This is a genomic window from Actinoplanes sp. NBRC 101535 (assembly GCF_030269225.1).
GTDB lineage: Bacteria > Actinomycetota > Actinomycetes > Mycobacteriales > Micromonosporaceae > Actinoplanes > Actinoplanes rectilineatus.
Map to the genome: position 1 here is coordinate 61,297 of NZ_BSSY01000025.1, position 24,972 is coordinate 86,268.

General features: G+C 70.4%; 25 protein-coding genes. 13 read left to right on the plus strand and 12 right to left on the minus strand.

All coding sequences use genetic code 11. From position 1 onward, the window contains the following. Positions 1–3 precede the first annotated feature (3 nt). Positions 4–855, minus strand: a complete 852-nt coding sequence (locus QSK32_RS41135) for an SDR family NAD(P)-dependent oxidoreductase (protein ID WP_285475015.1) — start codon at positions 853–855, stop codon at positions 4–6. 139 nt (positions 856–994) lie between these two features. On the opposite strand from QSK32_RS41135, the gene QSK32_RS41140 reads away from it, so the two are divergent. The 5 genes from QSK32_RS41140 to QSK32_RS41160 are packed head-to-tail and all read left to right on the plus strand — an operon-like array spanning position 995 to position 5,721. Beyond that, positions 995–1,843, plus strand: a complete 849-nt coding sequence (locus tag QSK32_RS41140; RefSeq protein ID WP_285475016.1) for a helix-turn-helix transcriptional regulator — start codon at positions 995–997, stop codon at positions 1,841–1,843. Positions 1,844–1,893: 50 nt separating this feature from the next. Then, positions 1,894–2,271 (plus strand): DUF1622 domain-containing protein, encoded by a 378-nt coding sequence (locus QSK32_RS41145; RefSeq protein ID WP_045743921.1) that lies wholly within the window; start codon positions 1,894–1,896, stop codon positions 2,269–2,271. Next, positions 2,268–2,513: a hypothetical protein gene (locus tag QSK32_RS41150; RefSeq protein ID WP_285475017.1), complete on the plus strand. Its 246-nt coding sequence runs from the start codon at positions 2,268–2,270 to the stop codon at positions 2,511–2,513. Before QSK32_RS41145 ends, QSK32_RS41150 begins: the two co-directional genes overlap by 4 nt. A 10-nt stretch (positions 2,514–2,523) precedes the next feature. Then, on the plus strand, positions 2,524–4,038 hold the full coding sequence (locus tag QSK32_RS41155; RefSeq protein WP_285475018.1) for a serine/threonine-protein kinase: 1,515 nt from the start codon (positions 2,524–2,526) through the stop codon (positions 4,036–4,038). Between the two features lie 9 nt (positions 4,039–4,047). Continuing rightward, on the plus strand, positions 4,048–5,721 hold the full coding sequence (locus tag QSK32_RS41160; protein WP_285475019.1) for a serine/threonine-protein kinase: 1,674 nt from the start codon (positions 4,048–4,050) through the stop codon (positions 5,719–5,721). A gap of 251 nt (positions 5,722–5,972) precedes the next feature. Here the strand turns inward: QSK32_RS41160 and QSK32_RS41165 are convergent, their stop codons facing one another. From QSK32_RS41165 to QSK32_RS41205, 9 genes are all read right to left on the minus strand, one after another. Continuing rightward, the gene (locus QSK32_RS41165; protein WP_045743923.1) at positions 5,973–6,581 is read right to left on the minus strand and encodes a TetR/AcrR family transcriptional regulator; all 609 of its coding nucleotides are present in this window, start codon (positions 6,579–6,581) and stop codon (positions 5,973–5,975) included. Positions 6,582–6,599: 18 nt separating this feature from the next. After that, on the minus strand, positions 6,600–7,481 hold the full coding sequence (locus QSK32_RS41170; protein WP_211275426.1) for an SDR family NAD(P)-dependent oxidoreductase: 882 nt from the start codon (positions 7,479–7,481) through the stop codon (positions 6,600–6,602). Positions 7,482–7,566: 85 nt separating this feature from the next. Beyond that, on the minus strand, positions 7,567–8,052 hold the full coding sequence (locus QSK32_RS41175; RefSeq protein ID WP_045743925.1) for a hypothetical protein: 486 nt from the start codon (positions 8,050–8,052) through the stop codon (positions 7,567–7,569). Between the two features lie 141 nt (positions 8,053–8,193). Further along, positions 8,194–8,463 carry a DUF4235 domain-containing protein gene (locus tag QSK32_RS41180; RefSeq protein WP_045743926.1) on the minus strand — a complete coding sequence of 90 codons (270 nt, stop codon included), beginning with the start codon at positions 8,461–8,463 and terminating at the stop codon, positions 8,194–8,196. Next, on the minus strand, positions 8,460–8,831 hold the full coding sequence (locus tag QSK32_RS41185; protein WP_285475020.1) for a phage holin family protein: 372 nt from the start codon (positions 8,829–8,831) through the stop codon (positions 8,460–8,462). Before QSK32_RS41185 ends, QSK32_RS41180 begins: the two co-directional genes overlap by 4 nt. A gap of 277 nt (positions 8,832–9,108) precedes the next feature. Further along, positions 9,109–10,005 carry an alpha/beta fold hydrolase gene (locus QSK32_RS41190; protein WP_285475021.1) on the minus strand — a complete coding sequence of 299 codons (897 nt, stop codon included), beginning with the start codon at positions 10,003–10,005 and terminating at the stop codon, positions 9,109–9,111. Between the two features lie 70 nt (positions 10,006–10,075). Continuing rightward, on the minus strand, positions 10,076–10,555 hold the full coding sequence (locus QSK32_RS41195; protein ID WP_285475022.1) for a DUF3421 domain-containing protein: 480 nt from the start codon (positions 10,553–10,555) through the stop codon (positions 10,076–10,078). Positions 10,556–10,613: 58 nt separating this feature from the next. Next, positions 10,614–14,294, minus strand: coding sequence for a S8 family serine peptidase (locus QSK32_RS41200; RefSeq protein WP_285475023.1), 3,681 nt, complete (start codon positions 14,292–14,294; stop codon positions 10,614–10,616). A 140-nt stretch (positions 14,295–14,434) separates the two neighbouring features. Further along, the gene (locus QSK32_RS41205) at positions 14,435–14,608 is read right to left on the minus strand and encodes a hypothetical protein (RefSeq protein WP_285475024.1); all 174 of its coding nucleotides are present in this window, start codon (positions 14,606–14,608) and stop codon (positions 14,435–14,437) included. Positions 14,609–14,630: 22 nt separating this feature from the next. Between QSK32_RS41205 and QSK32_RS41210 the strand changes: the two genes are divergently transcribed. Continuing rightward, on the plus strand, positions 14,631–15,713 hold the full coding sequence (locus QSK32_RS41210; protein WP_285475025.1) for an esterase-like activity of phytase family protein: 1,083 nt from the start codon (positions 14,631–14,633) through the stop codon (positions 15,711–15,713). Between the two features lie 172 nt (positions 15,714–15,885). Here the strand turns inward: QSK32_RS41210 and QSK32_RS41215 are convergent, their stop codons facing one another. Continuing rightward, complete coding sequence (locus QSK32_RS41215) at positions 15,886–16,935, minus strand: D-alanine--D-alanine ligase family protein (protein ID WP_285475026.1); 1,050 nt, start codon at positions 16,933–16,935, stop codon at positions 15,886–15,888. 533 nt (positions 16,936–17,468) lie between these two features. On the opposite strand from QSK32_RS41215, the gene QSK32_RS41220 reads away from it, so the two are divergent. The 6 genes from QSK32_RS41220 (at position 17,469) to QSK32_RS41245 (ending at position 23,319) form a co-directional block, all read left to right on the plus strand. Continuing rightward, the gene (locus QSK32_RS41220; RefSeq protein ID WP_285475027.1) at positions 17,469–18,332 is read left to right on the plus strand and encodes a branched-chain amino acid ABC transporter permease; all 864 of its coding nucleotides are present in this window, start codon (positions 17,469–17,471) and stop codon (positions 18,330–18,332) included. Then, on the plus strand, positions 18,329–19,336 hold the full coding sequence (locus QSK32_RS41225; protein ID WP_045743933.1) for a branched-chain amino acid ABC transporter permease: 1,008 nt from the start codon (positions 18,329–18,331) through the stop codon (positions 19,334–19,336). The genes QSK32_RS41220 and QSK32_RS41225 overlap by 4 nt, the downstream gene beginning before the upstream one ends. Then, complete coding sequence (locus QSK32_RS41230) at positions 19,333–20,097, plus strand: ABC transporter ATP-binding protein (RefSeq protein WP_045743934.1); 765 nt, start codon at positions 19,333–19,335, stop codon at positions 20,095–20,097. Before QSK32_RS41225 ends, QSK32_RS41230 begins: the two co-directional genes overlap by 4 nt. Then, positions 20,090–20,857, plus strand: a complete 768-nt coding sequence (locus QSK32_RS41235; protein ID WP_285475028.1) for an ABC transporter ATP-binding protein — start codon at positions 20,090–20,092, stop codon at positions 20,855–20,857. The genes QSK32_RS41230 and QSK32_RS41235 overlap by 8 nt, the downstream gene beginning before the upstream one ends. Beyond that, positions 20,854–22,017, plus strand: coding sequence for an ABC transporter substrate-binding protein (locus QSK32_RS41240; RefSeq protein WP_285475029.1), 1,164 nt, complete (start codon positions 20,854–20,856; stop codon positions 22,015–22,017). Before QSK32_RS41235 ends, QSK32_RS41240 begins: the two co-directional genes overlap by 4 nt. Before the next feature lie 273 nt (positions 22,018–22,290). Then, complete coding sequence (locus QSK32_RS41245; protein ID WP_285475030.1) at positions 22,291–23,319, plus strand: 2-hydroxyacid dehydrogenase; 1,029 nt, start codon at positions 22,291–22,293, stop codon at positions 23,317–23,319. 280 nt (positions 23,320–23,599) lie between these two features. On the opposite strand, the gene QSK32_RS41250 is transcribed toward QSK32_RS41245, so the two are convergent. Next, positions 23,600–24,070, minus strand: coding sequence for a hypothetical protein (locus QSK32_RS41250; RefSeq protein ID WP_157411165.1), 471 nt, complete (start codon positions 24,068–24,070; stop codon positions 23,600–23,602). 312 nt (positions 24,071–24,382) lie between these two features. On the opposite strand from QSK32_RS41250, the gene QSK32_RS41255 reads away from it, so the two are divergent. Next, on the plus strand, positions 24,383–24,934 hold the full coding sequence (locus QSK32_RS41255) for a hypothetical protein (protein ID WP_285475031.1): 552 nt from the start codon (positions 24,383–24,385) through the stop codon (positions 24,932–24,934). Positions 24,935–24,972: the final 38 nt, after the last annotated feature.

Genomic DNA, 24,972 nt, shown 5'->3' on the forward strand with positions numbered 1-24,972 from the left:
GGGTCAGGCTCCGGTGAGCGCGGCGGTCGCCTGCCACAGCCGGCGGGCGACGGCCGGGTCCTGTCCGGCCCGGCTGGGCTTGCGGACCAGCGGGTACCCGGTGAAGCCGAACAGCCCGTCCGGCCCGACGTAGGCGTTTCCGGGCACGTCCTGGGTGGCCGCGTACAACAGCGGAAGCGCGCCGTGCTCGGCGTCCTGGACCAGGAACGGCACCCGGTTGATGAACCCGAGGGGGGAGTGGGCGACCAGGCCGGTCCGGGCGATGCCGGGGTGCGCGACGATCGAGCGGACGGTGCTGCCGGCCTCGTCGAGGCGGCGCTGCAACTCCAGGGAGAACAGGACGACGGCGAGTTTCGACGCCTCGTAGACGGCCAGCCCGTTGTACCTACGGGTGCGCCAGTCCAGGTCGTCGAGGTCGAGCCTGCCGAAGCGGTGCAGCTGGCTGCCGACGGTCACCACCCGGCCGGTGATCCGCGGCAGCAGCAGGGTGGTCAGCAGGAACGGCCCGAAGTAGTTCGTCGCGGTCTGCACGTCGAGGCCCTGCGGGGTGCGCGCCGCCGGGATGTCCATCACCCCGGCGTTGTTGATCAGAACATCGATCCTTCCGGGGTACGCGTCCGCGAACGCGCGCACCGAATCCAGATCGGCGACGTCGAGCCGGCGGACGGTGACGTCACCCGGCAGGCTCGCGATCGCCCGGTGCGCCTTGTCGACGTCACGGGCGGCCAGCACGACGGTGGCGCCGGCGCGGGCCAGTTCGCGGGCGGTGATCAGGCCGATGCCCCCGGTCGCACCGGTGATCACCACGGTGGTACCGGTCAGGGTGGGCAGGCGGTCGGCGGTCCAGTTCTTCACGGCGGGTTCCTTCGGTCGGGGTGCCCACCAGTGGACGCTCCGGTGGGCGGGCGGATGAAGGACCAGCTCAGCCACTGAACGACAGGGCGTGGATAACGGCGTACGCCTGCCGGACGATGGGGTGGGAGAGGGGAAGCCGATGACGAACACCGCCCTGGCCGCGTTCCTGCGTGGCCGCCGTGAGGCCCTGCAACCCGAGGACGTCGGGTTGCGCCGCGGCCCGCGCCGGCGCACGACCGGTCTGCGCCGGGAGGAGGTCGCCGAGCTGTGCGACATGTCGGCCGACTACCTGGCCCGGCTGGAACGCGGCAGCGGATCCCAGCCGTCGCCGCAGATGGCCGCGGCCATCGCCCGGGGGCTGCGGCTGACCCCGGACGAACGGGACCATCTGTTCCTGCTGTGCGGGCACCGGTTGCCGTCGCGGACCCTCGGCGACGCGCACATCAGCCCGGGTCTGCTGCGCGTCCTGGATCGGCTGCAGGACACCCCGGCGCAGGTCATCGGCCCGCTCGGCGAGACGCTGCGGCAGACACCCCCGGCGGTGGCGCTGCTCGGCGACGAGACCCGGTACGCCGGCCGGGACCGCAGCGCCCTCTACCGCTGGTTCACCGACCCGGCCTCCCGGTCCCGGTACCTGGCCGACGACCACCCGGAGAACAGCCGGGTGTACGTGTCGATCGCCCGGGCGATCAGCGCCGCGCAGGGCGCCGGCTCGCCCGCCGCGGCGCTCGTGACCGACCTGCGGCGGCTCAGCCCCGAGTTCGCCGCGCTGTGGGACCGCCAGGAGGTGGGCCTGCGCTGGAGCAACGCCAAACGGTTCGTCCACCCCGAGGTCGGGCGCCTCGACCTGTTCTGCCAGACGCTGCTCGACCCGGACCAGGGCCAATCGCTGCTGATCTTCACCGCCACCCCCGGCACCGACAGCTACGACAAACTCGCCCTGCTCACCGTGCTGGGCTCCGACACGTTCCCGGCGTCCACCGGCTGAACCCGCGCGGGCAGGCTTGACCACCGCCGCGAACGGGCAGTCCCCGCGACATGGATGAGATCTTCGGGGAGCCGTGGCTGTCGCAGGCCGTGGACATGCTGGTCCGGGTGGTCGAGGTCGCCGGTGCGCTGATCATCTTCGTCGGGGCGATGATCGCCTTCGGACGGTTCGTCGTCGTCGGGCTGCGCGACCGCCGGGCCGCGAGCTTCGTGCCGGTGCGCCTGGGCCTGGGCCGGTTCCTCGCGCTGGGCCTGGAGTTCCAGCTGGCCTCGGACATCCTGCGGACCGCGATCGCACCGACGCTGCGGGAGATCGCCGAACTGGCGGCGGTCGCGGCGATCCGGACCGCGCTCAACTTCTTCCTCGACCGCGAGATCAAGCAGGAGCGGGCCGAACTGGATCACGACGACGAACGGGCACGGCGGTGACCACCGTCCTGGCGTACGCCGCAATGGTCTGTGTCCTGGCCGGTCTGGTGTCCGGCACGGTGACCCTGCTGATCACCCGCCGGGTGCGGGCGGCGCTCGGCACCGCCCTGGACCTGCTGCTGGCGGCGGCCCTGATCCAGCTGGCCCTGCCGTTCTCGCCGTGGCAGCTGCCGGCGGCCGTGGCGGTCATGGCGGCCCGGCTGCTGACCGGGCCCCGACCGCGCGCCCGGCCTGACCGGTAGGGTGCGCGGCGTGAGTTCACCGCTGCACCCCGGGGATCCGCGGTCGCTCGGCAAGTACGAGATGGTGGGACGTCTCGGCGAGGGCGGCATGGGTGCCGTCCTCCTCGCCCGCGACCCGGGCGGCCGCCTCGTCGCCGTCAAAATCATCAAGCCGGAGCACGCCGGCGACCGGGAGTTCCGGGGACGGTTCCGCAGCGAGGTGAGCCGGGCCCGCGAGGTCCCCGCGTTCTGCACCGCCGAGGTCCTCCACGCCGACCCCGACCACGACCCGCCGTACATGGTGGTCGAATACGTGGACGGGCCCAGCCTCGCCGACCTCGTCCGCCGGCAGGGGCCGCTGACCGGCGGCAACCTGCACAGCGCCGCGGTGGGCGTGGCGTCCGCGCTCGTCGCCATCCACAGCGCCGGCATCATGCACCGCGACCTGAAACCGGCGAACGTGCTGTTCGCGTTCGGCTCCCCGAAGGTGATCGACTTCGGCATCGCCAAGGCCGTCGACCCGACGAGCCACCACACCCGCACGTCCACGGTGGTCGGCACCCTCGCCTACATGGCCCCGGAACGCCTCTCCCCCGAATACGGCCGGGAACTGACCGAAGCCGTCGACATCTTCGCGTGGGGGACCCTGATCGCGTACGCGGCGACCGGCACCACCCCGTTCGCGGGCGACACCCCGGCCGTCACACTGGCCCGCATCCTCACCCAGCAGCCACGGTTGGACGGTCTCGCGTACCCGCTGAAAGAGATCGTCGAACGGACCCTCGCGAAGGATCCGCGGCAGCGCCCGAGCGCTCCGGAACTGCTCGACATGCTGCTCGGCGCCGATCCCGGTGCGGAGGCGACCATGCCGATCGCGGTGACCCGGGCGGCGAAGGCGGCGTCGCGCAGGCCACGGCGGCGTCCCGGCCGGCTGGTGGCGGTGCTCGCGACCCTCACGGTCCTCGCCGCGGTCGGTGCCGGCGTGGGCCTGCGGCTCGGTGCGTCCGACGCCGCGTCGCCAACCCCACCGCGGCCCAGCGCCTCGTTGGTCGTCGAGGACTCGCTGCAGGAACAGGGGACCTGGGTCGCCTCCGGAGACAGTGAGAAGGGCTGCCGGTTCCACAACGGGCTGCTGGTCCGGACCGTCGACGCGGCGACCGTGATCTGCAAGCCCGGCACCGGCCCGGTGCTCGCCGGCGACCAGCACATCCAGGTGCAGGCGCTGCTGAGCGCGGACGTCTGCGCGATCGTGCGGTTCCGGGCCGCCGACGGTGTCCGCGTGTGTCCCACCACGGTCGCCCTGACGTCCGGGGAGGACGATGTCGCCGAGCAGCCGCTGCGCCCGGCCACCGGCGACAACCTCATCGACATCCACGTGACCGGCGACGTGGCCGTCGTGTCCGTGGACGGCACGGAGGCGGTACGCGGCACCCTGCCGGCGAGCGGCGGGGGCCGGGTCACCTTCGGCGCGGTGCGTACATCGGAGGTTCAGGACGTCGCATGGTCCGGGGAGGTGACCTTCCGGGACGTCCGGATCACCGCCTAGAGTGTCCGCGTGCCCACACCCCTGCGCCCGGACGACCCGCGGTTCCTGGGCCGCTACCAGCTCGTCGCCCGCCTCGGCGAAGGCGGCATGGGCGCGGTCTTCCTCGGCCGCGACGGCGACGGGCGACAGGCCGCGATCAAAGTCATCAAGGCGGAGTACGCGCGGCAGGAACAGTTCCGGGCCCGGTTCCGCAGCGAGGTGGCGAAAGCCCGCGAAGTCCCGTCGTTCTGCACCGCGGAAGTCCTCGACGCCGACCCGGAACACGACACCCCGTACCTGGTGGTCGAATACGTCGACGGGCCCAGCCTCGCCGACGTGGTCCGCGGCAACGGCCCACTGCGGGGCGGCAGCCTGCACAGCGTCGCCGTCGGAGTGGCGTCCGCACTGGTCGCCATCCACCGCACCGGCATCGTCCACCGTGACCTGAAACCGGCCAACGTGATGTTCGCGTACGGCTCGCCGAAAGTGATCGACTTCGGGATCGCGAAGGGCGTCGACGCCGCCACCGACCTCACCGGCACGCAGGAGGTCGTGGGCACCCTGGCGTACATGTCACCGGAGCGTTTCGACCCGGACACCGGCCAGCGGCCCACACCGGCGGCGGACATCTTCGCCTGGGGGGCGCTGATCGCGTACGCGGCAACCGGCCGCAGCCCGTTCGACGCCGACACCCCGGTCGCCATCGCCGGCCGGATCCTCACCCAGCCGCCGTCGCTGGAGGGCCTGCCGCCCCGGCTGGCCGGCATCGTCGAGCGCGCGCTGGACAAGGACCCGGGCCGCCGCCCGACCGCGCCGGAACTGCTCAACCTGTTGCTGACCACGGGCACGGACACCGAGGCGCCGTTGCCCGTGGACGTGCGTCTCGCCTCCGAGGCGGCCCAGCGGACCACGGTGCTGCCGACGTCCGCCTTGCGAAAAGGCCGTCGGCGGGGTCTGGTGGCGGGGTCCGTCGCGGTGGTTCTGGTGCTCGGGCTGGCCGGCGCCTGGGCCGGGACGACCCTCGCCCAGCAGTCCTCGTCCGCTGCGTCGTCGCCCGTGGCGTCGCCCGTGTCGTCGCCCGTGGCGTCGCCGGCGGTGGTCGGCGACGCGGGCGACGACAGCGGCGAAGGCCGGCCCGTGACCGCCGACGAGATAGCCGACATCGTCGACCCGCTGACCGCCCGCAAGTCCTGGAAGGAATCCGGCACCGGCACCGCGGGCTGCCGCTTCGACGACGGCCTGCTCGTGCGGGCCCGCAACGAGGTGGCCTGCACCGGACCGGCCAGGTCCTTCACCGACGTGATGATCGAGGTGACGGTCGACATCGGCGACAACGTGTGCGCCACGGCCTACTTCCGCCGTGACGCCGCCGGCGACGGCTACGCCCTCTACGTCTGCCCCGAGATCATCCACCTGGGCCGGCAGATCGACGGCGAATACATCCAGGACTCCTGGGTCGACACCGGCACCGTGGGAGCGTCCCAGATACAGTTCGGAACCCCTGGCGAACACCGCCTCCAGATCATCATGATCGGTGCCGGAGCCACCATCTCCCTCGACGACAAGAACGCCCTGAACGTCGACCTCGAGAAGGAGGGCCTGGACGCCCCGGACGCCGGACGGGTCACGTTCGGCGCGATGGGCTTCGACCCCGACGGCACCCCCACGGTGACCTTCCGGGACGCCCGCATCACCTCGTTCTAACCACGTTTCGTCATCGGGGTCCGCGTGGTGAGTTGGGGCGTCCAGCGCGCCCGTATTCACCACACCGCCGCGGGTGTGGTGATTTGTGGCGTGGAGCGCGCCCGTATTCACCACACCGCCGCGGGTGTGGTGAGTTGGGGCGTCCAGCGCGCCCGTATTCACCACACCCCCACCGGTGTGGTGACTTCGGGCGTCCAGCGCGCCCGAAGTCACCACGCGGACGGGCTTCGCACCCTGACCACGGAACGTGTCTAGGCTTGAGTGGTCAGGGCAGCGAAGATCATCTCTTGGACTGCCCGGACCGTCGCGTCGAAGGCGGCCGGGTCACGGCCGATGCGCTCCGCGCCGGCGCGCATGACACCGGACAGCAGCTCCACGGTGAGGTGCGGGTCGCCGACGTCGCGGAATTCGCCGCGGGCCACTCCGTCGCGTACAACATGCTCCACCTCGACCACGACGGCGTGGAACGGATTGCCCGGTCCTTTCGGCGCCCCGGCGGTGGGCATGTGGGAGCCCGGGCGGAACATCAACTGCATGGCGGGGTCCCGGAACGCCTCCAGGACCACCTGGATGATCTTCAGCATGCGCTGTGCCGCCGGTTCCGCGTCCCGCGCGGCGATGCCGGTCACGCGCTCGACCGTGGGCCGGCCCCGCCGCTCGGTCAGCGCAAGGATCAGGGCGCTCTTGTCGGTCGCGTAGTTGTACAGGGTGTTGCGCGCGAGCCCGGCCCGGGCGGCGATGTGGCCCATGTTGATCGACTCGTAGTCGCGTTCGAGCAGCAGCTGCCGTATCGCCTCGGCGAGGTCGGCCCACACCAGCTCGTGGTGCTCCTCGAGGTTGACTCCCCGGATACGCGGCATTCTCACTCCCTTTCTTCGCTACGCGGCGGCTTGCTTCGGGTAGTGGCGGCGCAGGTTGGCGGCGAGAATACGGTCGAGCGTGCGGTCGGACAGTATCCGGGTCAGCGGGATGATCATGGCAGCGTCCCGTCCGGCGGTGTAGCGGGACCGTGGCCTGCGGGTCGTCACGGCCTTCACGACGACGCGGGCGGCGGCCTCGGCGGTCAGGCCCGATGCGGTGCCCGAGGACATCAGGGCGTTGTTCGCCCGGACCAAACCGTCGTAGCGTTCGGCCTGCTCCGGTGTCATCCGCGCGGCCAGGTCGTTCGCCGTGGCGACCCCGCGGGCGGCCATCTCGGTGCGGACGCCGCCGGGCTCGACCACGATGACGTCGACGCCCAGCGGCGCGACCTCCCGGCGCAACGAGTCGCTGACCGCCTCCAGGGCGAACTTCGCGCCGGCGTACGCACCGTAGGTCGCCATGGCGGCCCGGCCACCGATCGAGCTGATGTTGATCACGCGGCCCCTGCTGCGCAACAGTGCCGGCAGGAGCGCCTGGGTGACGGCGATGTGGCCGAACAGGTTGACCTCGAACACCCATCGCCACTGCTCCATCGGCAGCGCTTCGACCGGCCCGTTCACCTGGATGCCGGCGTTGTTGACAAGCGCGTGCACCGCACGGGTGTCGGCGGCGATCCGGGCGGCGAGCGCGGCCACGTGCTCCGGCTCGGTGATGTCGAGGATGACGGGTTCGACGCCGGCCGCCCGGATGGCGTCACCGTCGCTGTCCCGTCGCACGCCGGCCAGGACGTGGAATCCCCGGCGGGCCAGTTCGCGGGCGGCCGCCGCCCCCATGCCCGTGGAGGCCCCGGTCACGACGACCAGCTTGCCCGCACCCGCGCTCATTGCCTGCTTTGCCACTACGCCACCCTTCTCTATGCGACAACCTGTCGTAAACATTGCGACGAACTGTCGCAAAAAGCCAGATGGCTTCGTCGTTCGTGCCTCACACGGCAGCAAGCCCGCTGACATCCGCGCTGATGGCGGCGACGGTCAGGACGATCGGGAATTCCTTGTCCATCTGGCCGAGGAGCAGCGCGACAACGCGATCGCCGTGCGGCCAGGCCGGTACCGGTTGGTCGCCGGCGAACATGGCGAGGTCGAATTCCAGGCTCGAGACGCTGTCGTCGCCGGCCACGACCCGTTCGAATGCCGTGCGGAACGAGTATTGCCGGGGCGGTCCCCACCGGGCGGTCAGCGCCACCACGATCTCCTGCCGCTGCTGCTCGAACCGGCGGAAGGCCTCCACGTGCTGCGGCCATGCGGTGTCGTCGTAGTCGGCGGGCGTGTCGTGCAGGCTCGCGAACACCGCGAGGGGAACGAAGTGTGCGTTGGCCCCGCTCTGCGCTGCGCCCTCCAGCCAGTCGCCGACGTCCGGCAGCTCGCGGGGAAAGGGCCGCGACAGCAGCTCCTCGGCATCCTCGATGGTCACCGCCGGAGGGTATCGATCAGCCCGGCGATGCGTCAGCCTTCGGCCAGGTCCGCCGGCGACCGGTTCAGCCGTGGGGAGGGGACGGTGCTCCGGGCGTACCCCCACTTGGTGTTGATCGTGGGGGTACGCGGCGGGAACTGGTCAGTCGGGCCACTCGCCGGTGGCTCGGTGGACGCCCACCGCGCCGGCCCGGTCGACGGCGGCCTTGACGATGGCGAAGATGGCACCCTGCATGCCGGCGGCGAGCAGGATCTCGCCCCAGCCGCGGTCGGGGTCGGTCGCGTGCGGCGCGTCGTCGTCGTGGCCGGCGACTTTCCAGATCTGTTTGAAGATCAGGCCTGCGGCCAGGCCGGCGCCCGCGCCGAGGAGCAGACCGACCGGCTTGTACGCGAGTTTGGCAGCCTTGCTCATGCGTGCCGTCCCTGCTTCGCCGCGTCCCGGACGGTGCGCACGTCGGCCTGCACGCCGGCGACGGCGTCGGTCGGGGTCGGCGGGACGGCGGCGGTCAGCTTCTGCCGGCCGAGGAACGCGGCGACCGCTGCGGCGGCGAACACCACCACCATGACGGCCAGGATGGACAGCCACAGCGGCCACGCCAGGTCCAGCAATACCACGGCCAGGGTCACCAGCAGGCCAAGGCCGAACCAGCCTAGGACCGCGGCTCCGCCGACCAGGCCGCCGCCGACGCCTGCTCGTCTGCCCTTCTCGGCCAGTTCCAGCTTGGCCAGGGCGAGTTCGTCGCGTACCAGTGTGGAGATCTGCGCTGCTGCCTGGTTCACCAGATCGCCCGTCGAGGGTGATCCGGCCGGCCCGCCGCCATGCGCCGCATTTGTCGTCACAACTTACCTCCCAGCTCGCTGCTGGTGAGGTGCCCGTCCCTCGACCTGCTGAAACACCCGGACGGGGGACTGCCGGCGGGCGGCCCAGCAACGATCGTGGTGCGTCAGCCACCCCCGGCGGGGGTCAGTGCGCCACGATCGGCGGCGGGAGGCGGGACGCCGCGGGACGAGGTGTGGTGGCGGCGGGACGAGGTGTGGTGGCGGGACGGGTCGACTGTCAACCGCCGGCAGGGGCGCTGTGGTGAGCGGCGAGGAAGTCGCGGATGATCATGCTGATCAGGGCGGGACGTTCGGCGACGAGGTTGTGGCTGGTGCCCGGCACGACACACAGCTGCGCGCCGGGGATCGACCTGGCGATCAGCAGGCTGTGGCCGGGGCGGATGGTGTCCCGGTCGCCGGACATCACCAGCACCGGCGCGGTGATGCGGGCCAGCTCTTGCGGGTCGATGTGCGGTTCGGTGTTCCAGAGGCGGAAGAGCTTCTCGAGTACGCGGTCAGCATGCTCCGGCCCGTCCGGCGACAGGCGTTCGTAGTGCAGGCGTTCCATGTCCGGGCCGGGCTCCGCCGTCGTGGTGAGTTCGCCGAGTGCCCCGGCGGCGTCGGTGAACGCCGACGGGTCCAGGTTGCCGCTGATCATGGTCAGGGAGCGGACCCGGGCCGGGTGGTCGAGGGCGAGCAGCAGCCCGATGATCGCGCCGTCGCTGTAGCCTACGACGTGCGCCGATTCGAGGCCCACGGCGTCGAGGTAGGTCAGGGTGTCGGCGACCATCCGGGCGTACCCGTATTCCTCGGTGATGTCGGCCGACCGGCCGTGACCGGGCCGTTCGAAGGCGTGGACCCGGTGGTCCGTCGCGAGCGCGTCGGACTGGGCACGCAGTGACTCCAGCGAGCAGAAACCGCCGTGCAGCAGGAGCACGGGATCACCGTCTCCGGCGATCTCCGAGTAGAGATCGACGCCGCCGATCCGGAGAAAGCCGCCGGCCCGGAGCGAGGAGTCGTTCCGGAGAGAACCGCCGGGCCGGAGTGGGGAGTCGTCCCGGAGAGAGGGGTCGTCCCGGAGGGAGGAGTCGATCCGCAGGTAGGACATGTGCTCCCACAACCAGGTGACCAGCATCGGACCGCCCCAGCGTAGCGGCGCCCCGGCGACCGGGTCCGTGGAGACCTCGATCGCCGGGGCGGCCGTTTCAGTACCGGGGTGCGGGGTGGAGCAGCACCTCGTACGCGTGAATCTTGTGCTCGCTGTTGCCGTAGCCGATGTTGGCCGCGCCGAACTCGCGCCGCAGCTTGCCGAGCTGCAGGTTGCTGCCGTCGACCGCCGCGCGGGCCGTGTACAGCGGTTCGCCGCTGCTCTCCCAGCCCACCTGGTACGCGTCCGCGGGCACCTCACCCCCGTGGGCGATGCCCCACACGCCGCGGTCCATCAGCACCTCGTAGTCGGGGACGCCCAGCTCTTCGCCGTCCCAGGCGATGCCGGCCATGCCCAGGGCGGGCCGGACCTTGCCGGGGTGCAGCCCGCCGTACATGTGGGCCCGGCACACCCAGAGCGGGGTTCCGTCCTGTTCGTAACCGTGCGGGACCGCGCCGGGCGGGATGTGACCGCCGCTTGCCCGGGCCCAGCGGTAGCCGTCCGTCGGGGGCGTGGACCGGTTCGGATCGAATGCCATCTTCACAACGGCAGAGCCTATCGATCTTGGTCGACGAGGGTGGGGCGGCCCCGCGATGTCACTTCAGACCGAAGGCCCGGGTGATGGTCTGTTCGACCCGGTTGCCGCCGGTGTCCTTCGCGGCGGTCCGCAGTGTCACCGTCTGTGCGCTCCTCGGGGCCCGCAGCCCGCCCGTCCAGCCGGCCTTCGTCCTGGTCAGCTTCACCTTCGTCCAGTGGGCGCCGTCGTCGTAGGACACGTCCAGCGTCACCGTGGTGATGGTGGAACTGCTCGGGGCGCCGGGCAGGTGGGACGGTACGACGGTGATGCCGGCCGTCCGGGACGCCTTGTCGGCCAGGTCGGTGTCGACCAGGTAGTCCAGCTGGATCAGCGGCAGCCGGGCAGTGCCCTCCCCGGACACGAAGTCCCAGTCGGTACGCGTGGGCAGCGTTCCGGTGGTCGTGGTGGTCAGCCGGTAGGGCAGCCGGGCCGGGTTCAGGTTCCGGTTGCTGTCGATCCAGCCCCACCCGTTGTTCTCGATCACCGTGTCGCCCTGGCTGAGGGTCACCGTCTGGCCGCCGCCCTCCGGGACGGTGTCGCCGGCGTGGTTCGCGCCCGAGTCGCCCCAGCCGGGGACCTCGACCACGATCCGGTCGCCGTCGCGGCGGGGGAGCGTGCCGGCGTCGGTGATCCGCGGGCGGACGATCGCGGCCAGCCACTTCTCGCTGGTCCGGCTGCCTGCCCGGTAGGTGGTGCTGCCGCTGCGCTGGGAGGTCTGCATGTCGTTCATCTCGGCCGACCAGCGGATGTCGTCGCCGGGGGTCAGCCAGTCGGTGCGGAACCGGTCGGCCAGCATCGGCAGCGTGGTGCCCACCTTGAACGTCGTGTCCGGGTTGGTGTCGTAGCGGCGTTCCTGCAGTGCCCGGTCCGAGGTGTTCTGGAAGTCGACGTCGACGCGGGCCAGGTCACGCTCGCCCGGCCGGTAGACGAGTGACTTCGGTACGCCGGACGGCCAGTAGCGGACCAGGTCGTACAGGTAGTCGGTCGTCGGGTGGGCGGTGACGGTCAGCGTGACCCGCCCCTTGCCGAGCCGGGTGATCAGTTTCTCGCCGCCGTCCTTGGTGAGCGCGGCCGCGGCGAGCGGGGTCCGGCTGGTCGCGTCCTCCCAGCGACCGGTCTCGCTGGTCACGACCAGCAGCAGTGCCACACCGGCCGCCTCGGCTGCCGCCACCTGCTCGTCGAGGTCGTTCTGGCGTACCACGGCGATCTTGTTCTTGGCCTTGGCGGCCGCCAACTCGGCTGCTGTTCCGGTGCCGGCGAACACGGCCTCGATGCGCCGCGTGCCCTCGGCGGGCAGGGTGGTGCCGGGCAGCACGAGCAGGTCGTCGAAGTCGTCGACGGCGAGCGTCGGCTGGATCTTGCGCCAGCGGGCGGTGATCGACATGTCGCCGTCGTCGGCCGTCACACCGGGCGTGGTCCAGATGCTGTCGTAGTAGCGGGGGAGCAGGTAGGAGTCGGTCGCCGACGCGGAGTCGCCCAGCTCGCGGTGGTAGTCGAGGCGCAGCTCGGCGGTCGCGGACGGCTTCGGCGTGATCGCCTGGATCTCCCGGGTGGTGCTGGCCGTCATCTCCAGCGTGGTGTTGCCGTCGACCATCAGGTCGGGTTCGGTCAGCAGGGCCATGCCGCGGGAGTTCGGGCCGTGGCTGCCCTCGACCGCACCCCACGTCCACACCGAGTACTTACCCTCCGGCAGCAGCAGGTCGACCGGGCTGCCGTCGAGGGTGACGATGTTGTAGTAGGTGCCGGGCTCGTCGCCCTCCCGGATCAGGTTGATGTCGGCGGGCATCGGCTTGCCGCTGCGGTCGGTCGGCGCGATGACCAGGTGCTTCGGCGAGTTCTCGGTGCTGATCCCGATGATGGTGTCGGCCAGCCGGGTGCCGGCGGCGTTGGTGGCGACGACACTTCCGGTCCAGCGGCCCTTCGCCGCCAGCCCGTCCAGGTCGGCACTGAGGGTCACCGTCGTGGTCCCTCCCGCCGGGACGGTCACGCTGGGCGACGACAGAGAGACCAGGTCTTCGGGTACGCCCGGAGCGTCGATCTTCAACGCCAGGGTGACGTCGGCCGCCCCCAGGTTCGTGTAGGTGATCGGTTTCTCGGTGCGGCCGGTCGGCTCGTCCTCGAGCGGGTGGATGCCCAGGTATGCCGATGCGCTCGCGAACACGGTGGCCTTCGTGGTCGCGGCGACGTCGAGGCGTCCACTGCCACCGGTGTAGGCGTCGTAGTCCGGGGTTTCCTTGGCCGTGCTGACCAGGGCGTCCTTGAGTTGCGTACCGGTCCAGGCGGGGTGTTGGGCGGCGAGCAGCGCGGCGGCCCCGGCCACGTGCGGGGTGGCCATCGAGGTGCCGCTCATCGTCCGGTACTTGTCGTCGCCCATGCCGGTGTAGTGCGAGGCGGCGGCCACGATGTCCACGCCGGGCGCGGTGATCTCCGGCTTGAGCCCGCCGTCGGCCACCCGCGGCCCGCGGCTGGAGAACGAGGCGAGTTCGTCGTCGCCGTCGACCGCGCCGACGGTCAGGGCGGCGTCGGCGGCGCCCGGCGACCCGACGGTCTGCTCGAACGGTCCGCTGTTGCCGGCCGCGATCACGAACAGGGCGCCGGTCTCGGCGCTGAGCTCGTTGACGGCCACGCTCATCGGGTCGGTGCCGTCGGTCGGGTCACCGCCCAGGCTCATGCTGACGACCTTGGCCTTGCGGTCGCGGGCGGCCCACTCCATACCGGCCACGATCCACGAGTCCTGGCCGGAGCCGCTGTTGTCGAGGACCTTGCCGATCTGCAGGTCGGCGCCGGGCGCGACGCCCTTCTCGACGCCACCGGCGGCGGCGCCGGTGCCGGCGATGGTGGACGCGACATGCGTGCCGTGGCCGTTCCCGTCGGCGACCTCCTCCCCGGGTACGAAGCTGACGGCCGACTCGATCTGGCCGGCGAAGTCGGGGTGTTCCGGGTCGATGCCGGTGTCCAGGACGGCGACGTCGACGCCGTCACCGGTGTTGCCACCGGCCCAGACTTCGGGGGCGCCGATCTGGGCGACGCTGTCGGCGAGAGTGGTGTGGACCTTGCCGTCCAGCCAGACCTTGGTGATGCCGTTGGTGAAGGTGGCGCCCGTCGTCGCCTTCGCCTTCGCCGTGGCGGTGGCCGGTGCCGTCCCGGTCAGCGAGGTCCAGAAGTCCCCGGCCCGGGAACGGTCGGTGTTCACCGCCCGGCCGTGGATGCTGGGCAGCGCGCGGACCTCGGTGGCGGCGTCGGGCAGTGCGCCGGAACGCTTGGCGAGCGTGGCGTTCTCGTACCCGAGGATGACCGGCAGCCTGTCGGTGTACCCGTCCCGGGTCAACAGGGTGATGTTGAACAGGCGCTTGTCGAGCAGCCCGGTGCCGACATACGGCAGGGCGCTCTCCGGATAGACGTACGTGTCCGGGCCGATCGTGGTGATGCGGGCGCCGATCTGCTCGCCGTCCGGTCCCTGCACGGTGGTGCCGCCGGGCCGGACGGTGACCTTGTCGCCGGTGATCAGCGTGATCGTCTGTTCCTTGACGGCGGCCGTCTGTCCCGTCGCGGCTGCTGCCCGCACCTTTGCGGCGGCTGCCTGTTCTTCGGCGACGGCCGCCGGTTCTGTCGCGGCGGCCGGGCCCGGTGGGAGCATGGCCAGCGCGGTCACGGCGGCGAGGAGAACCGGCACGGACCTGCCGGGGGAGGAGAGCGTCAACGGAGACTCCAAATCGGTCAGAAGCCTGAAGTGGGGTCGACGCTATAGACGTACCAATCCTGAAGATCGATATTTTGATCGTCGATCTCCTCCGGTAACGGGAATGCAACCGAATGCGTAGCCGCCCGAAACGGAGCGGATCAGGGGAGCGGCTGCGCCCGGGGCGGGTCGAGGCCGTCGAGGAGCGGGCTCAGGTGGCGGCGGCGCATGTCGCCCGGCGTCTCGATCGCGGCGAACCCCAGCGAATCCGGTACTGCCGAGTGGGCGCCCCCGCAGCCGTCGGGGTGAGCCGTCACGAACTCCACTTCGGACACCCCGCGTCCCTAGCTTCGCGGCATGCGAACAATTGATCCGGAGAAACGTGACGGCGTGGCCGGAATCCGTTTCCTGGGAGAACGGATCCTCCCGCACCGTATGCAGTTCGAGGGCACCACCGTGGGGGGCCTCTCGGGAATAGACTTCGACCACCGGTCGGGACGATGGGTGATCATCAGCGACGATCGTTCCGAGCTGCATCCGGCGCGGTTCTACACGGCTGTCATCGATGTCGACGAGCATGGGCCCAGTGAGGTCCGCATCACCGGCGTTCACACGTTGCTCGACCCGGAAGGGCAACCGTTCCCGGCGTTCTCGGCCGCCGGTGCCGCTTCGATCGACCCGGAGGACATCCGCGTCGATCCGCGGACCGGAGACTACTGGTGGTCCCAGGAGGGCACGCGCGGGGAGGCCACCGAGGACGGCGAGGAGATCGCCGCCTGTTCCGTCCACATCGCCGCACCCGACGGGCGCCACCGCGGATTCTTCCCGCTACCCGCGAACTATCTGGAACATGGGGAATCGATCGGGCCACGGCGCAATTACTCGCTGGAGTCCATCACCTTCGCGGCCCGGGGTGCGCTGTTCATCAGCGCTCTCGAAGGGCCACTGCTCCAGGACGGTCCGCTGTCGACGACCGAAGTCGGGGCGCTGTCCCGGATATCCGTGCAGAACCGCCGGGGCCGGACACTCGGCCAGTATGCCTACCGGCAGGAGCCGCTCTTCACCGAGCCGCCCACCGAGGGCCGCCCCGCCCACGGTGTGTCGGCGGTTCTCGCCTATCCCGGCTCCGTGGACCGGTTGCTCGTGCTGGAACGTACCTTCATGCCCGGCCACGGATTCAAGGTGTGGCTCTTCGAGGTGACGTTGCACGGGGCGGTGGACGTCCTGCACGTCGACGCGCTCGCCGGTGTGTCCGGGGTGGCACTGCGCAAGCGGCTGCTGATCGACTTCGACGAACTCCCGTTGCCGTGGCTCGACAACCTCGAAGGGATGGCCTGGGGACCGCTCCTGCCGACCGGTGAGCGGGTTCTGCTTCTGGTGAGTGACGACGGCTTCCATCCGCGGGAGGTCACCCAGTTCGTCGCCCTGGCTCTCCGCTGATCTCGGTCCCGCCGGCCGGACTCCACCGCGTGGGCCGGCCGGCACGCCGTGTCGGCGTCCATGAACGACCTGCAGCGGCGACTGGACCACAGTCCCACCTGGACGGCCCGTGGGCAGCATTGCCGCGGCCCTCTCGGCACACCAGGTGGTTCTGGAAGATCTGCTCAGCGGTTCAGAGGCTCACCCAGTCCTGACGTGAACGGTTGACCAGAGCAGTGGACAGCACCGTCTCCAGAATGCGGGCGAGCGGGACACCGGCCTCGGCCCACATTCGGGGAACCGGCGCGGTCGGATGCAGGCCGGGGGCCACGTCGACCTCGAGGACGGCCGGGAACATGCCGGCGGGCGTGTGGTGCAGGGTGAACTCGACGTGCAACAGGCCGGCACAGTCCAGGGACCGGAAAACCGCGCAGGCGAGGTCCGCCAGCCGTTCGTGGATGCCGGGCGGCAGAGCAGCGACCGCGAAGCCACCGGAGGTACCGGGCTCGAACGCGGGACTGGCCGACAGCCGGCCGTCGGCGTGCTGAAGCACCGCCACGCTGACCCGCGGCCCGGTCGTGGCGGCCTCGACCAGTACTTTGCTGTCGACCGTGCGGGCCAGACCGATCGCGTCGGCCAAGTCCGCCCAGTCGGTCACCAGGCTCAGGCCCGGACCCCGTCGGACGCGGCACGGTTTGACGAAGACGGGCAGGCCCAAGGCGGTGCGGTCGGTGGGAGACACCGTCCAGTCGTCGTGCAGGACGGTGCCGGGCATCACGCTGATGCCGTCGGCGGTCAGGTACTCCCGGACGCGTTCCCGGTCCGCGGCGACCAGCGTGGCCGTGGCGCTGAAACCCGCCTGGGCGACATGGGCGATCTCCAGCATCGCGCGCAGGATGCCCGCCCTGCTGTCGCACTCACGTACGCAGGACAGGGCGACATCCACGGTGGCCAGCGCGGCCGCCGTCCTCGCGATGTCGTCGGGCAAGTGGAACTGCTCGACGGCCCACTGGTCGGTGAGATCGCTCAGCAGCGTGCCGTCGAGCAGGATCGCGTCGGACACCTCACGTCCGACGTTCCACCTGCCCTGCGGGGTGACACAGACCGGCAGGCAGGCGAAGTGTTGCCGGTCGAGATTGTTCAGCACGTTCGCTGCGGATTCGCAGGAGTCCTGGTAGCCGGTGCCGGAACCGCCGAAGACGACGGCGACCGTGGTTCTGCCGCCCCGGGGGTCGAATGTCATCTCTTACCTCCACAGACATGAGGCTGTGAATGTGGCAGCTCCGAGTGCTCACGTGCCGTTCCACCCCTGCCCACCAGGGGCTGTCGCCGTCGTACGCGGCCGTCCACGGCTGCGTCGTCACTTCACTCACCCCGCGGCGGGCCCTTCGCCGACCACACCATGATCGCCCAGCGTATGGCGTTGCGATCCTGCCGGCCGCCGCCGGCCTGCTCGTGGGTGCCGCCTGTGCGACCCCGTGGATCGTGCGCGAGAGCAGCACCGTACTTCCAGCCGTACGCGGCGGCACCGGTGGGCTGGCTCGGCCTGGCCGCGACCGCGCTGCCCATGAGCTCTACGCGCGGGACCTACGAGCCGTCAGCACGAGCGCCGCGGGAGTTCTCGCGCTCGCCGAGCCAGTGATCATGCGTGGCCTTCTTTCTGATCGTCTTCGCGACAAATCATGACCTTGCGCCGACCCTGGCGCGTCACCGGCCGTCTGCTCCGCACCGTGCCGTGCGGCAGCCTGCCCGGATCTCGTAAGGAAAACCCATCTCATGTCCCCACTCGTGGACTTCACGGTCGCCGGCCTGGCGGCCGGCACCACCTATGCCCTGGTCGGCGTCGGCATCGCTCTGGTCCATCAGGTCACCGGCATCATCAACTTCGCGCAGGGGGAGTTCGTGATGCTGGGCGCGCTGCTCTACGCCCTGGGCTACGAGGGCGGCCTGCCGGTCTCGCTTGCGATCTCGCTGGCGGTGACCGGGACGGTGGCCGCCGGTGTGGCCATGCAGGTGTTGATCATCGCTCCCGCCCGTGCGGCGGGTCCCGACCGGCTCATCATGCTCACCATCGGTGCGTCGATCCTCGTGCAGGGCCTCTGCCTGACCGCCTTCGGCGCCGATCAGCACTTCGCGCCACCGTTCAGCGGTGAGAGCCGGGTCCAGTTTCTGACCACGTCGTTCTCCACCCAGTACGTCTGGTGCGCGGTGCTCACGGCCGGGGCGGTCGCCGGACTGTGGCTTCTGCTGAACCGTACGTCGTGGGGCCGGATGCTGCGCGCGACGGCCATGGACCGGGACACCGCACGACTCATGGGTGTCTCTCCACAGGCGATGAGTCTGCTGGCCTTCCTGCTGGCCGCGGCTCTGGCAGCCGCCGCCGGGATCGTCCTGGCTCCGCTGCAGCCCCCGGACGCCACGATCGGTGTCGCTCTCGGGCTCAAGGGATTCACCGCCGCGGTGATCGGCGGCCTCGGCTCACTGTTCGGGGCGGTCGTCGGCGGGCTCGTGGTCGGTCTCGTCGAGGCCGGCGTGACCGGCTACCTGAGCAGCGGTTACCGCGACGTGATCGTCTTCGCGGTGCTGTTGCTGACCCTCATGCTGCGGCCGCACGGCCTGCTGCGGCGGAGCGGCTCATGACGCCCGGTATGAAACGCTGCGCGGCTCACGGAGTCTTCGCGGCTGTCGTCCTGTCCGCTCCGGCCCTCTTCACCCGGATGCCGTTCTACACCCTCTCCACCGCTGTGCTCATGGTGATGCTGGCCATCGGCGCCCTCGGGCTGGTCCCGCTCACCGGGCTGGCACGGCAGGTATCGCTCGGTCAGGCCGCGTTCTACGGCATCGGCGGCTACACCTCGGCGGTCCTCTCCACCCGGTACGGCATCGACGGGTGGACGGCGATGGCCTGCGGCGCGGTACTCGCCGGTGCCCTGGCGTGGCTGCTGGGGCTTGCCATCTTCCGTGCCCAGGGCCACTACCTGACGCTGGCAACCCTTGCACTGGGGATCGCGCTGAGCGCCCTCGCCGGACAGCTGCCGGTGACCGGGCGCAACGCCGGTGTCGCCGGGATCCCGCCCTTGGAGGCGTTCGGCATCCGGCTCGACGGCGACCTGTCGGTGTTCTACGCGTTCGCCGGCATGTTGGTGCTCTGCGTCCTCGCGGTCGACTGCCTGCTGCGTTCGGGGTTCGGCCGTGCGCTGACCGCCGCCGGCGACAGCCCTCTGGCCACCGCTGGAAGCGGGGTGGACATCGCCCGGCTCCGGCGTGCCGCGTTCGTGCTCGCCGCGGTGCTCGCCTCGATAGCCGGCAGCGGATACGCGTACTGGTACCGCTACATCGACCCCGGCATCATGGGTCTGCTCAGTTCCGTCGAACTGCTCATCATCGTCACCGTCGGCGGAACACGGTCCGTCTGGGGACCGGCGCTCGGCGCGTTCACCGTCATCTCCCTGTCGCAGTTGTCCAAACAGTACCTACCCGGCACCGGCGGAACCTACGAGTTGACGATCTACGGCGCTGCTCTGATCCTGACACTGCTGCTGTTGCCCGACGGCCTCGTGGGCGCCTTCGCCGCGGCCGGCCGCACGGTGCGGCATACCGTGGAGCGCCGCCGGACCGCCGCCACCGCGAGAGCGCTGTCATGACCGGCGCGCTGCTGGAGATCGACGACCTGACCGTGCGCTTCGGTGGGGTGACCGCGCTCGCCGGGGTTTCGCTGCGGCACACGGCCGGTGGTGTCGTCGGCCTCATCGGGGCGAACGGTGCCGGCAAGTCCACCCTGATCAACGTGCTCTCCGGGGTGCTGCACGGCACCGCCGGAACCATCCGGCTCGACGGACAGGACATCAGCCGGCTGCCGACCTACCGGATCGCCCGTGCCGGTGTCGCGCGGACCTACCAGAACCTGGAGATCTTCGGTTCACTCAGTGTGCTGGACAACGTGCTCGTGCCGTATCGACGTACGGACGACACCCGCAGGCTGCGCGACCGGTTCGGTATCCGGTCGGCGGACAGGCGCGCTCGGGGCGAGGCGATCCTCGCGGAGGTCGGGCTGGGCGGGCAGTCGCACCGGTACGCCGCGGAACTGCCGTACGGCCTGCAGCGCCGTCTCGAGATCGGCCGGGCGCTCGCCACCGCGCCCCGGCTGCTGCTACTCGACGAACCGCTCGCCGGGCTCACCCTCGGCGAGAGCGCGGACCTGCTCGACCTGCTCGCCCGCCTGCCCGGACGTGGTGTGACCGTGCTGCTCGTCGAGCACGACGTTCCGAGCGTGCTACGGATCAGCGACCGCGTGATCGTCCTGCACCACGGCACGGTGCTCGCCGACGGAGCCCCGGAGCACATCGTCACCGATCCCGCGGTGCGTGCGGCGTACCTCGGCAGCGACGGGAGCCACGATGACTGAGTATGTGCTCGAAGCCCGTGGCGTGGCCGCCGGCTACGGCCATATCGAAGCCCTGCACGGAGTCGACCTGACGGTCCGTGCGGGTGAGGCGGTCACCCTAGTGGGTGCCAACGGGGCGGGAAAGACGACCCTGCTCAAGACGCTCGTCGGTCTGGTCGCGGCGACCCGCGGCAGCATACGGCTCAGAGGCCACGACGTCACCCGGTGGCCTGTGCAGAAGCGCGCGCGGGCCGGACTGGCGCTCGTACCGGAAGGGCGCCACGTGTTCAGCGGCCTGTCCGTGCAGGACAACCTCCTGATCGGCGGCCACGGCCGCGGGCGTACGGCAGTCCGCCGCGCCCTGGTCGATGTCTACGACCGTTTCCCTGTGCTGGCGCGGCGCCGTCGGCAGAGGGCCGGCTCGCTGTCCGGCGGAGAGCAGCAGATGGTCGCGATAGGGCGTGCTCTGATGGCGGCCCCCGACGTTCTGCTGCTCGACGAGCCGACGCTCGGCCTGGCCCCGATCGTGGTGGCCGAGGTGACCGACATCCTCACCGGACTGACCGGTGGCCACACGGCGATCGTGCTGGTCGAGCAGAACACCGAGACCGCATTCCGGGTGGCGCAGCGCGGCTACGTACTCGACCGCGGGCTGATCCGGCGCACCGGTGACGTGGCCGATCTCCGTACCGATCCCGAGGTCCGGGCGGCCTATCTGGGTGAAACATCCCGGTCCCAAGAACCACTACCACTACCATCTCCACGAAAGGTGACACCGTGAGGCCACTTGCCCTCGTATCAACCGTCAGCGCTGTGATCCTGGCGGCCTCCGCCGGGGGCTGTGCAGCTGACGAGGCAACCGGCGCGCAGGCCGGCGCCGAGATCGTCATCGGCGCGAGTCTCGAACTCTCCGGCCCGACAGCATCGATCGGCAGCACGTACAAGAAGGCGCTGGAACTCAAGGCCCAGCAGCTCAACGACAGCGGCACGCTCGGCGACAGAAAGATCAAGCTCGTCATCCGGGACAACCGGACCGACAACAACACCGCGGTCGCCGCGGTCAACGACCTGATCAAGAACGAGAGGGTGGCCGCGCTCATCACCGGTGGGTGCAGCGCCTGCGTCGTCTCGGCGATGCCGGCCATCACCGAGAATCACATGCCCACCATCGCGCTCGCCTCGGCCAGCGCCATCACCACACCCGTCACCGAACGCCGGTACGTCTTCAAGATCGCCCCGAATCCGGCACAGGACGCCACGGTGATCGCCACCCACGTGGCCGCCGCATCGATCAAGAAAATCGGACTCATCGCCGTCAACAACGTCTACGGTCAGGACGGCGAGACGTCGATCAGGCAGGAGAGCGCCAAGCTCGGCATCGATGTCGTCGCCGCCGAGCAGTTCGCGCAGACCGACACCACGATGACCGTCCAAGTAGGCAAGGTCATCGCCGCGAAGCCGGACGCCGTCGTCATCTGGGCCGTCATGCCGGCAGCGGGCACCATCGTGCGCGAGCTGCACGACGCCGGTTTCCAAGGCGCCGTCTACCTCGACGCCGGCGCGGGTGCGGAATTGTTCGTCAAGGGCGCGGGTGACACCGCCGAAGGCACCAACATGGCCTTCCCCCGAGTGCTGGCCACCGACGAGATCGACGCGAGCACGGCCGCCGGAGCGGTGCAGAAGCAGTGGGTCACCGCCTATGAACAGGCCCACGGCACCTATTCCGGGTTCGCCTCGTTCGCCGCCGACGCACTCCAGGTCATCGCCGACGCTGCCAGCCGGGACACCGACAGCGAGCGGATCCGCGACGCCATCGAGACCGCGGCCCTGGACGGGGCGAGCGGGCCCGTCCGCTTCAGCGCCACCGAGCACTCCGGGTTGCAGCCGCAGGCACTGGGCGTCCTGACGGTCCGGCAAGGCGAATGGCACCTGGCGCGGTGAGAACCGGCGTCCTGCCGCCACCGGTGGCGGGGCTCGCACCGTTGACCCGGGCCCCGGGCTGACTCCGCTGGACACACCGGTCATGTCGTTCTCGCGGCCGGCGAGGTACCAGCACTCCGTGTGCTGACTCAGCGCCGCCTGGATCGTCACCAGGCGGCGCTGACTGTCGTTGCCGTCGCTGTCGGGCCCGCACGGCCGGTCCGGCCGGCGGACGTGGGCCGTTCAAGCCTGGGACCGTCCGTCTGAACGAGCCGAGCATCGCTGACCTGTCACATGATCAATGCGATCGGCGACGGTGATGCCGTGCTGATAGTAGGAACGCCGCCCGGCGCCGCTGCCGGGCCGACACCCCGCAAACTTTGGATACCACACAAGTCCGGCCTCGCCTACTTCCACGGACTACCGGACAACGTGCTCGTCGAGGTGGCGGACCATCCGGATCTGTTGCCGTCGGAACCCGGCGGTGTGGAGTTCTGGATGCCCACCTTCTTGAACCAGGCGCCGATGCACACCCTCGTGGGGCGGCTGCCCGACCTGCGTGTGCTGCAACTACCCAGTTCAGGATCGGACGCCTGGACGCCCCTCCCGGACTCCCGGATCACACTCTGCGACGCCCGCGGAGTCCATGACTCGGCCACCGCGGAATGGGTGATCACCGCGATCCTCACCAGCCTTCGCTCCTTCCCGCAGTTCCAGCGGGCGCAGGCGGAACGCCGGTGGGCACACGACGCGCCGGCCCCCACCGGGGAACTGGCGGGCAGGCGTGTACTGATCGTGGGCGCGGGCAACATCGGCTCAGCGGTCGCGCGCCGCCTCGGCCCTTTCGAGGTGGAGGTGACGATGGTCGCCCGTACGGCGCGCCCGGCGGACGGGGTACGCGCTGTCGCTGATCTGCCGGACCTTCTGCCCCGTGCCGATGTGGTGGTACTGCTGGTACCTCTGACCGACGAGACACGTGGACTGGCCGGACCAGCCTTCCTGGCCGCGATGCCGGACGGCGCGCTGCTGGTCAACGCTGCCCGCGGGCCGGTGGCCGATGCCGCAGCCCTGTACCGCGAACTCGAATCCGGACGGTTGTCAGCCGTGCTGGACGTCACCGACCCCGAGCCGCTGCCGCCGTCCGACCCGCTGTGGGCGATCCCGAACGTACTCATCACCCCACACGTCGCCGCCCTCACCGAGAGCATGCACGATCGGGTCTATCGGCTCGCGGGCGAGCAGGCACGGCGCTACTTCGCCGGGCTGCCGCTGGTCAACCGGGTGCGCCCATGGGACGGGCACCTGCCGCGGGCGTCGGCCTGAGCCCGGGCGACGGACCGGCCCGCAGCCGTCGCACCGGGCGTAGCCGCCATCGCCGTAGCGTTCTGAACTCCTCCGAGGTCAGTACCGGGACCGCCTCGACGGTGCCACCGGCAGGACGGTCGCCCCTCTCCTGAACGGCTCGGTGTGGCGTCCGCGACGGCGGACGCCACACCGGTCAGCCCAGCTTGCCGGTCCGGATCCATCCCGTGACATCCCGGCTACCGGTCGGCGGTCACCCGGATGGTGTCGAGGATCTCGTCGGCCGGGCCGGGCCGGCGGTTCACCAGTACGTGCTGGGCTTGATGTTCACCCAGCATGACCGCTCCGCGTTCAGGTAGAAGCGGACGCGTACCTGGTTGTGTGAGATCTTGTGCCAGGTCTGCTCCCAGTTGTGGCCGGTGTCGCCCTTGGCCGCCACGTCGTGTTCGGTGGCCGTCGTCCCGCCCCAGGAGCGGATGTCGTCGATGTCGCTGCCGTCCGTGGTCCTCGACGTCACGGTCAGCTTCGCCGCCGTGAAGTCGGCGTCCCACCAGAGGCGATCAACGCGGTAGTCGGTGCTCTGCGGCTTCCAGCGCAGCCAGACCTTGACGTCGACGTTCTTGCCGGCCACCTGGCAGCTCTTCGGAACCGGGCCGATCAGGTTGTTGTCGTTCGGGCTGTCGTCGGCGGAAGCGGCGGGCACCACACCCAGGATCCCGGCCCCGAACGCCACGGCCGCGGCCCCCGACAGCAACACTTTCCTCTTCGACACTTCGACTCCCATGAGTGAGGCGGTGGACATAGGCGATTCAGGCTATTGGCGCCCGGCCGTGGACACGCGCCTTACCGATCAAAATGGGATGAGAATCGCAAATAGAAAGGAACGGATTGGTTGCCGCAATTCCACTGAGGATCACCCTGAATGGTTCCCTTCCGGCTGGCGGGTAGGGGTGGACGGAAGCCGCGCTGGGCGTTCGTCGACAGGCGGCCGCGGCGAACCGTGCATCCTCGGCGCCGGTGGCGCACTCCAATGGTCGTGATCAGGCTCGCGCCGGCGAGGGACGACCGAGGAGCCCGGGGTGATGTGGCCGCCGCTGTGGCTACGCTCATCCTCTACGATCCCGCCGTGTCTCACACGCGGCGGGTGTATCGGCGACGCGACGGCCAGGTCCTGATCCTTCTCGGACTTTGGGCCGTCGTGATGGTAGGTGTTCTCTGGCTGGAGTGGCCCGGCGAGACGATGCTCGCCATCTCCATCATCGGACCCGTCGGCCTCATCCTCTTCCTGTTCGGGCCCGCGGTCAGCGTTGTCGTCACACCCGCCGAGGTGGTGGTCAACAACACCTTCCATCGCTGGCGGATCGCCCGCAGCATCGCCACCTTCCCCGACCCGGAGAGCCCGAACGACAGCTTCATCGCCGTTCAGGGGCATCCCGCAGTGGACATGGCCGCGCTGCAGTCCTTCTTCCACCGTCGCGCCGACCGGGATGCGTTGCGCTGGCTGGCAGGGGCGCTGGAACAGGTGGGACGGCTGCCGGACGACGGCCGCCGTCGACTCGGAGTGCACTGGGTCAACCTGGCCATCGCTGCCGCCGCGATCGGACTCTGGATCTGGAGCGACAGCCTGATCTCCTGATTCATCGGGTACGAGTGAACGAAAGCCCGCTGGCCGAC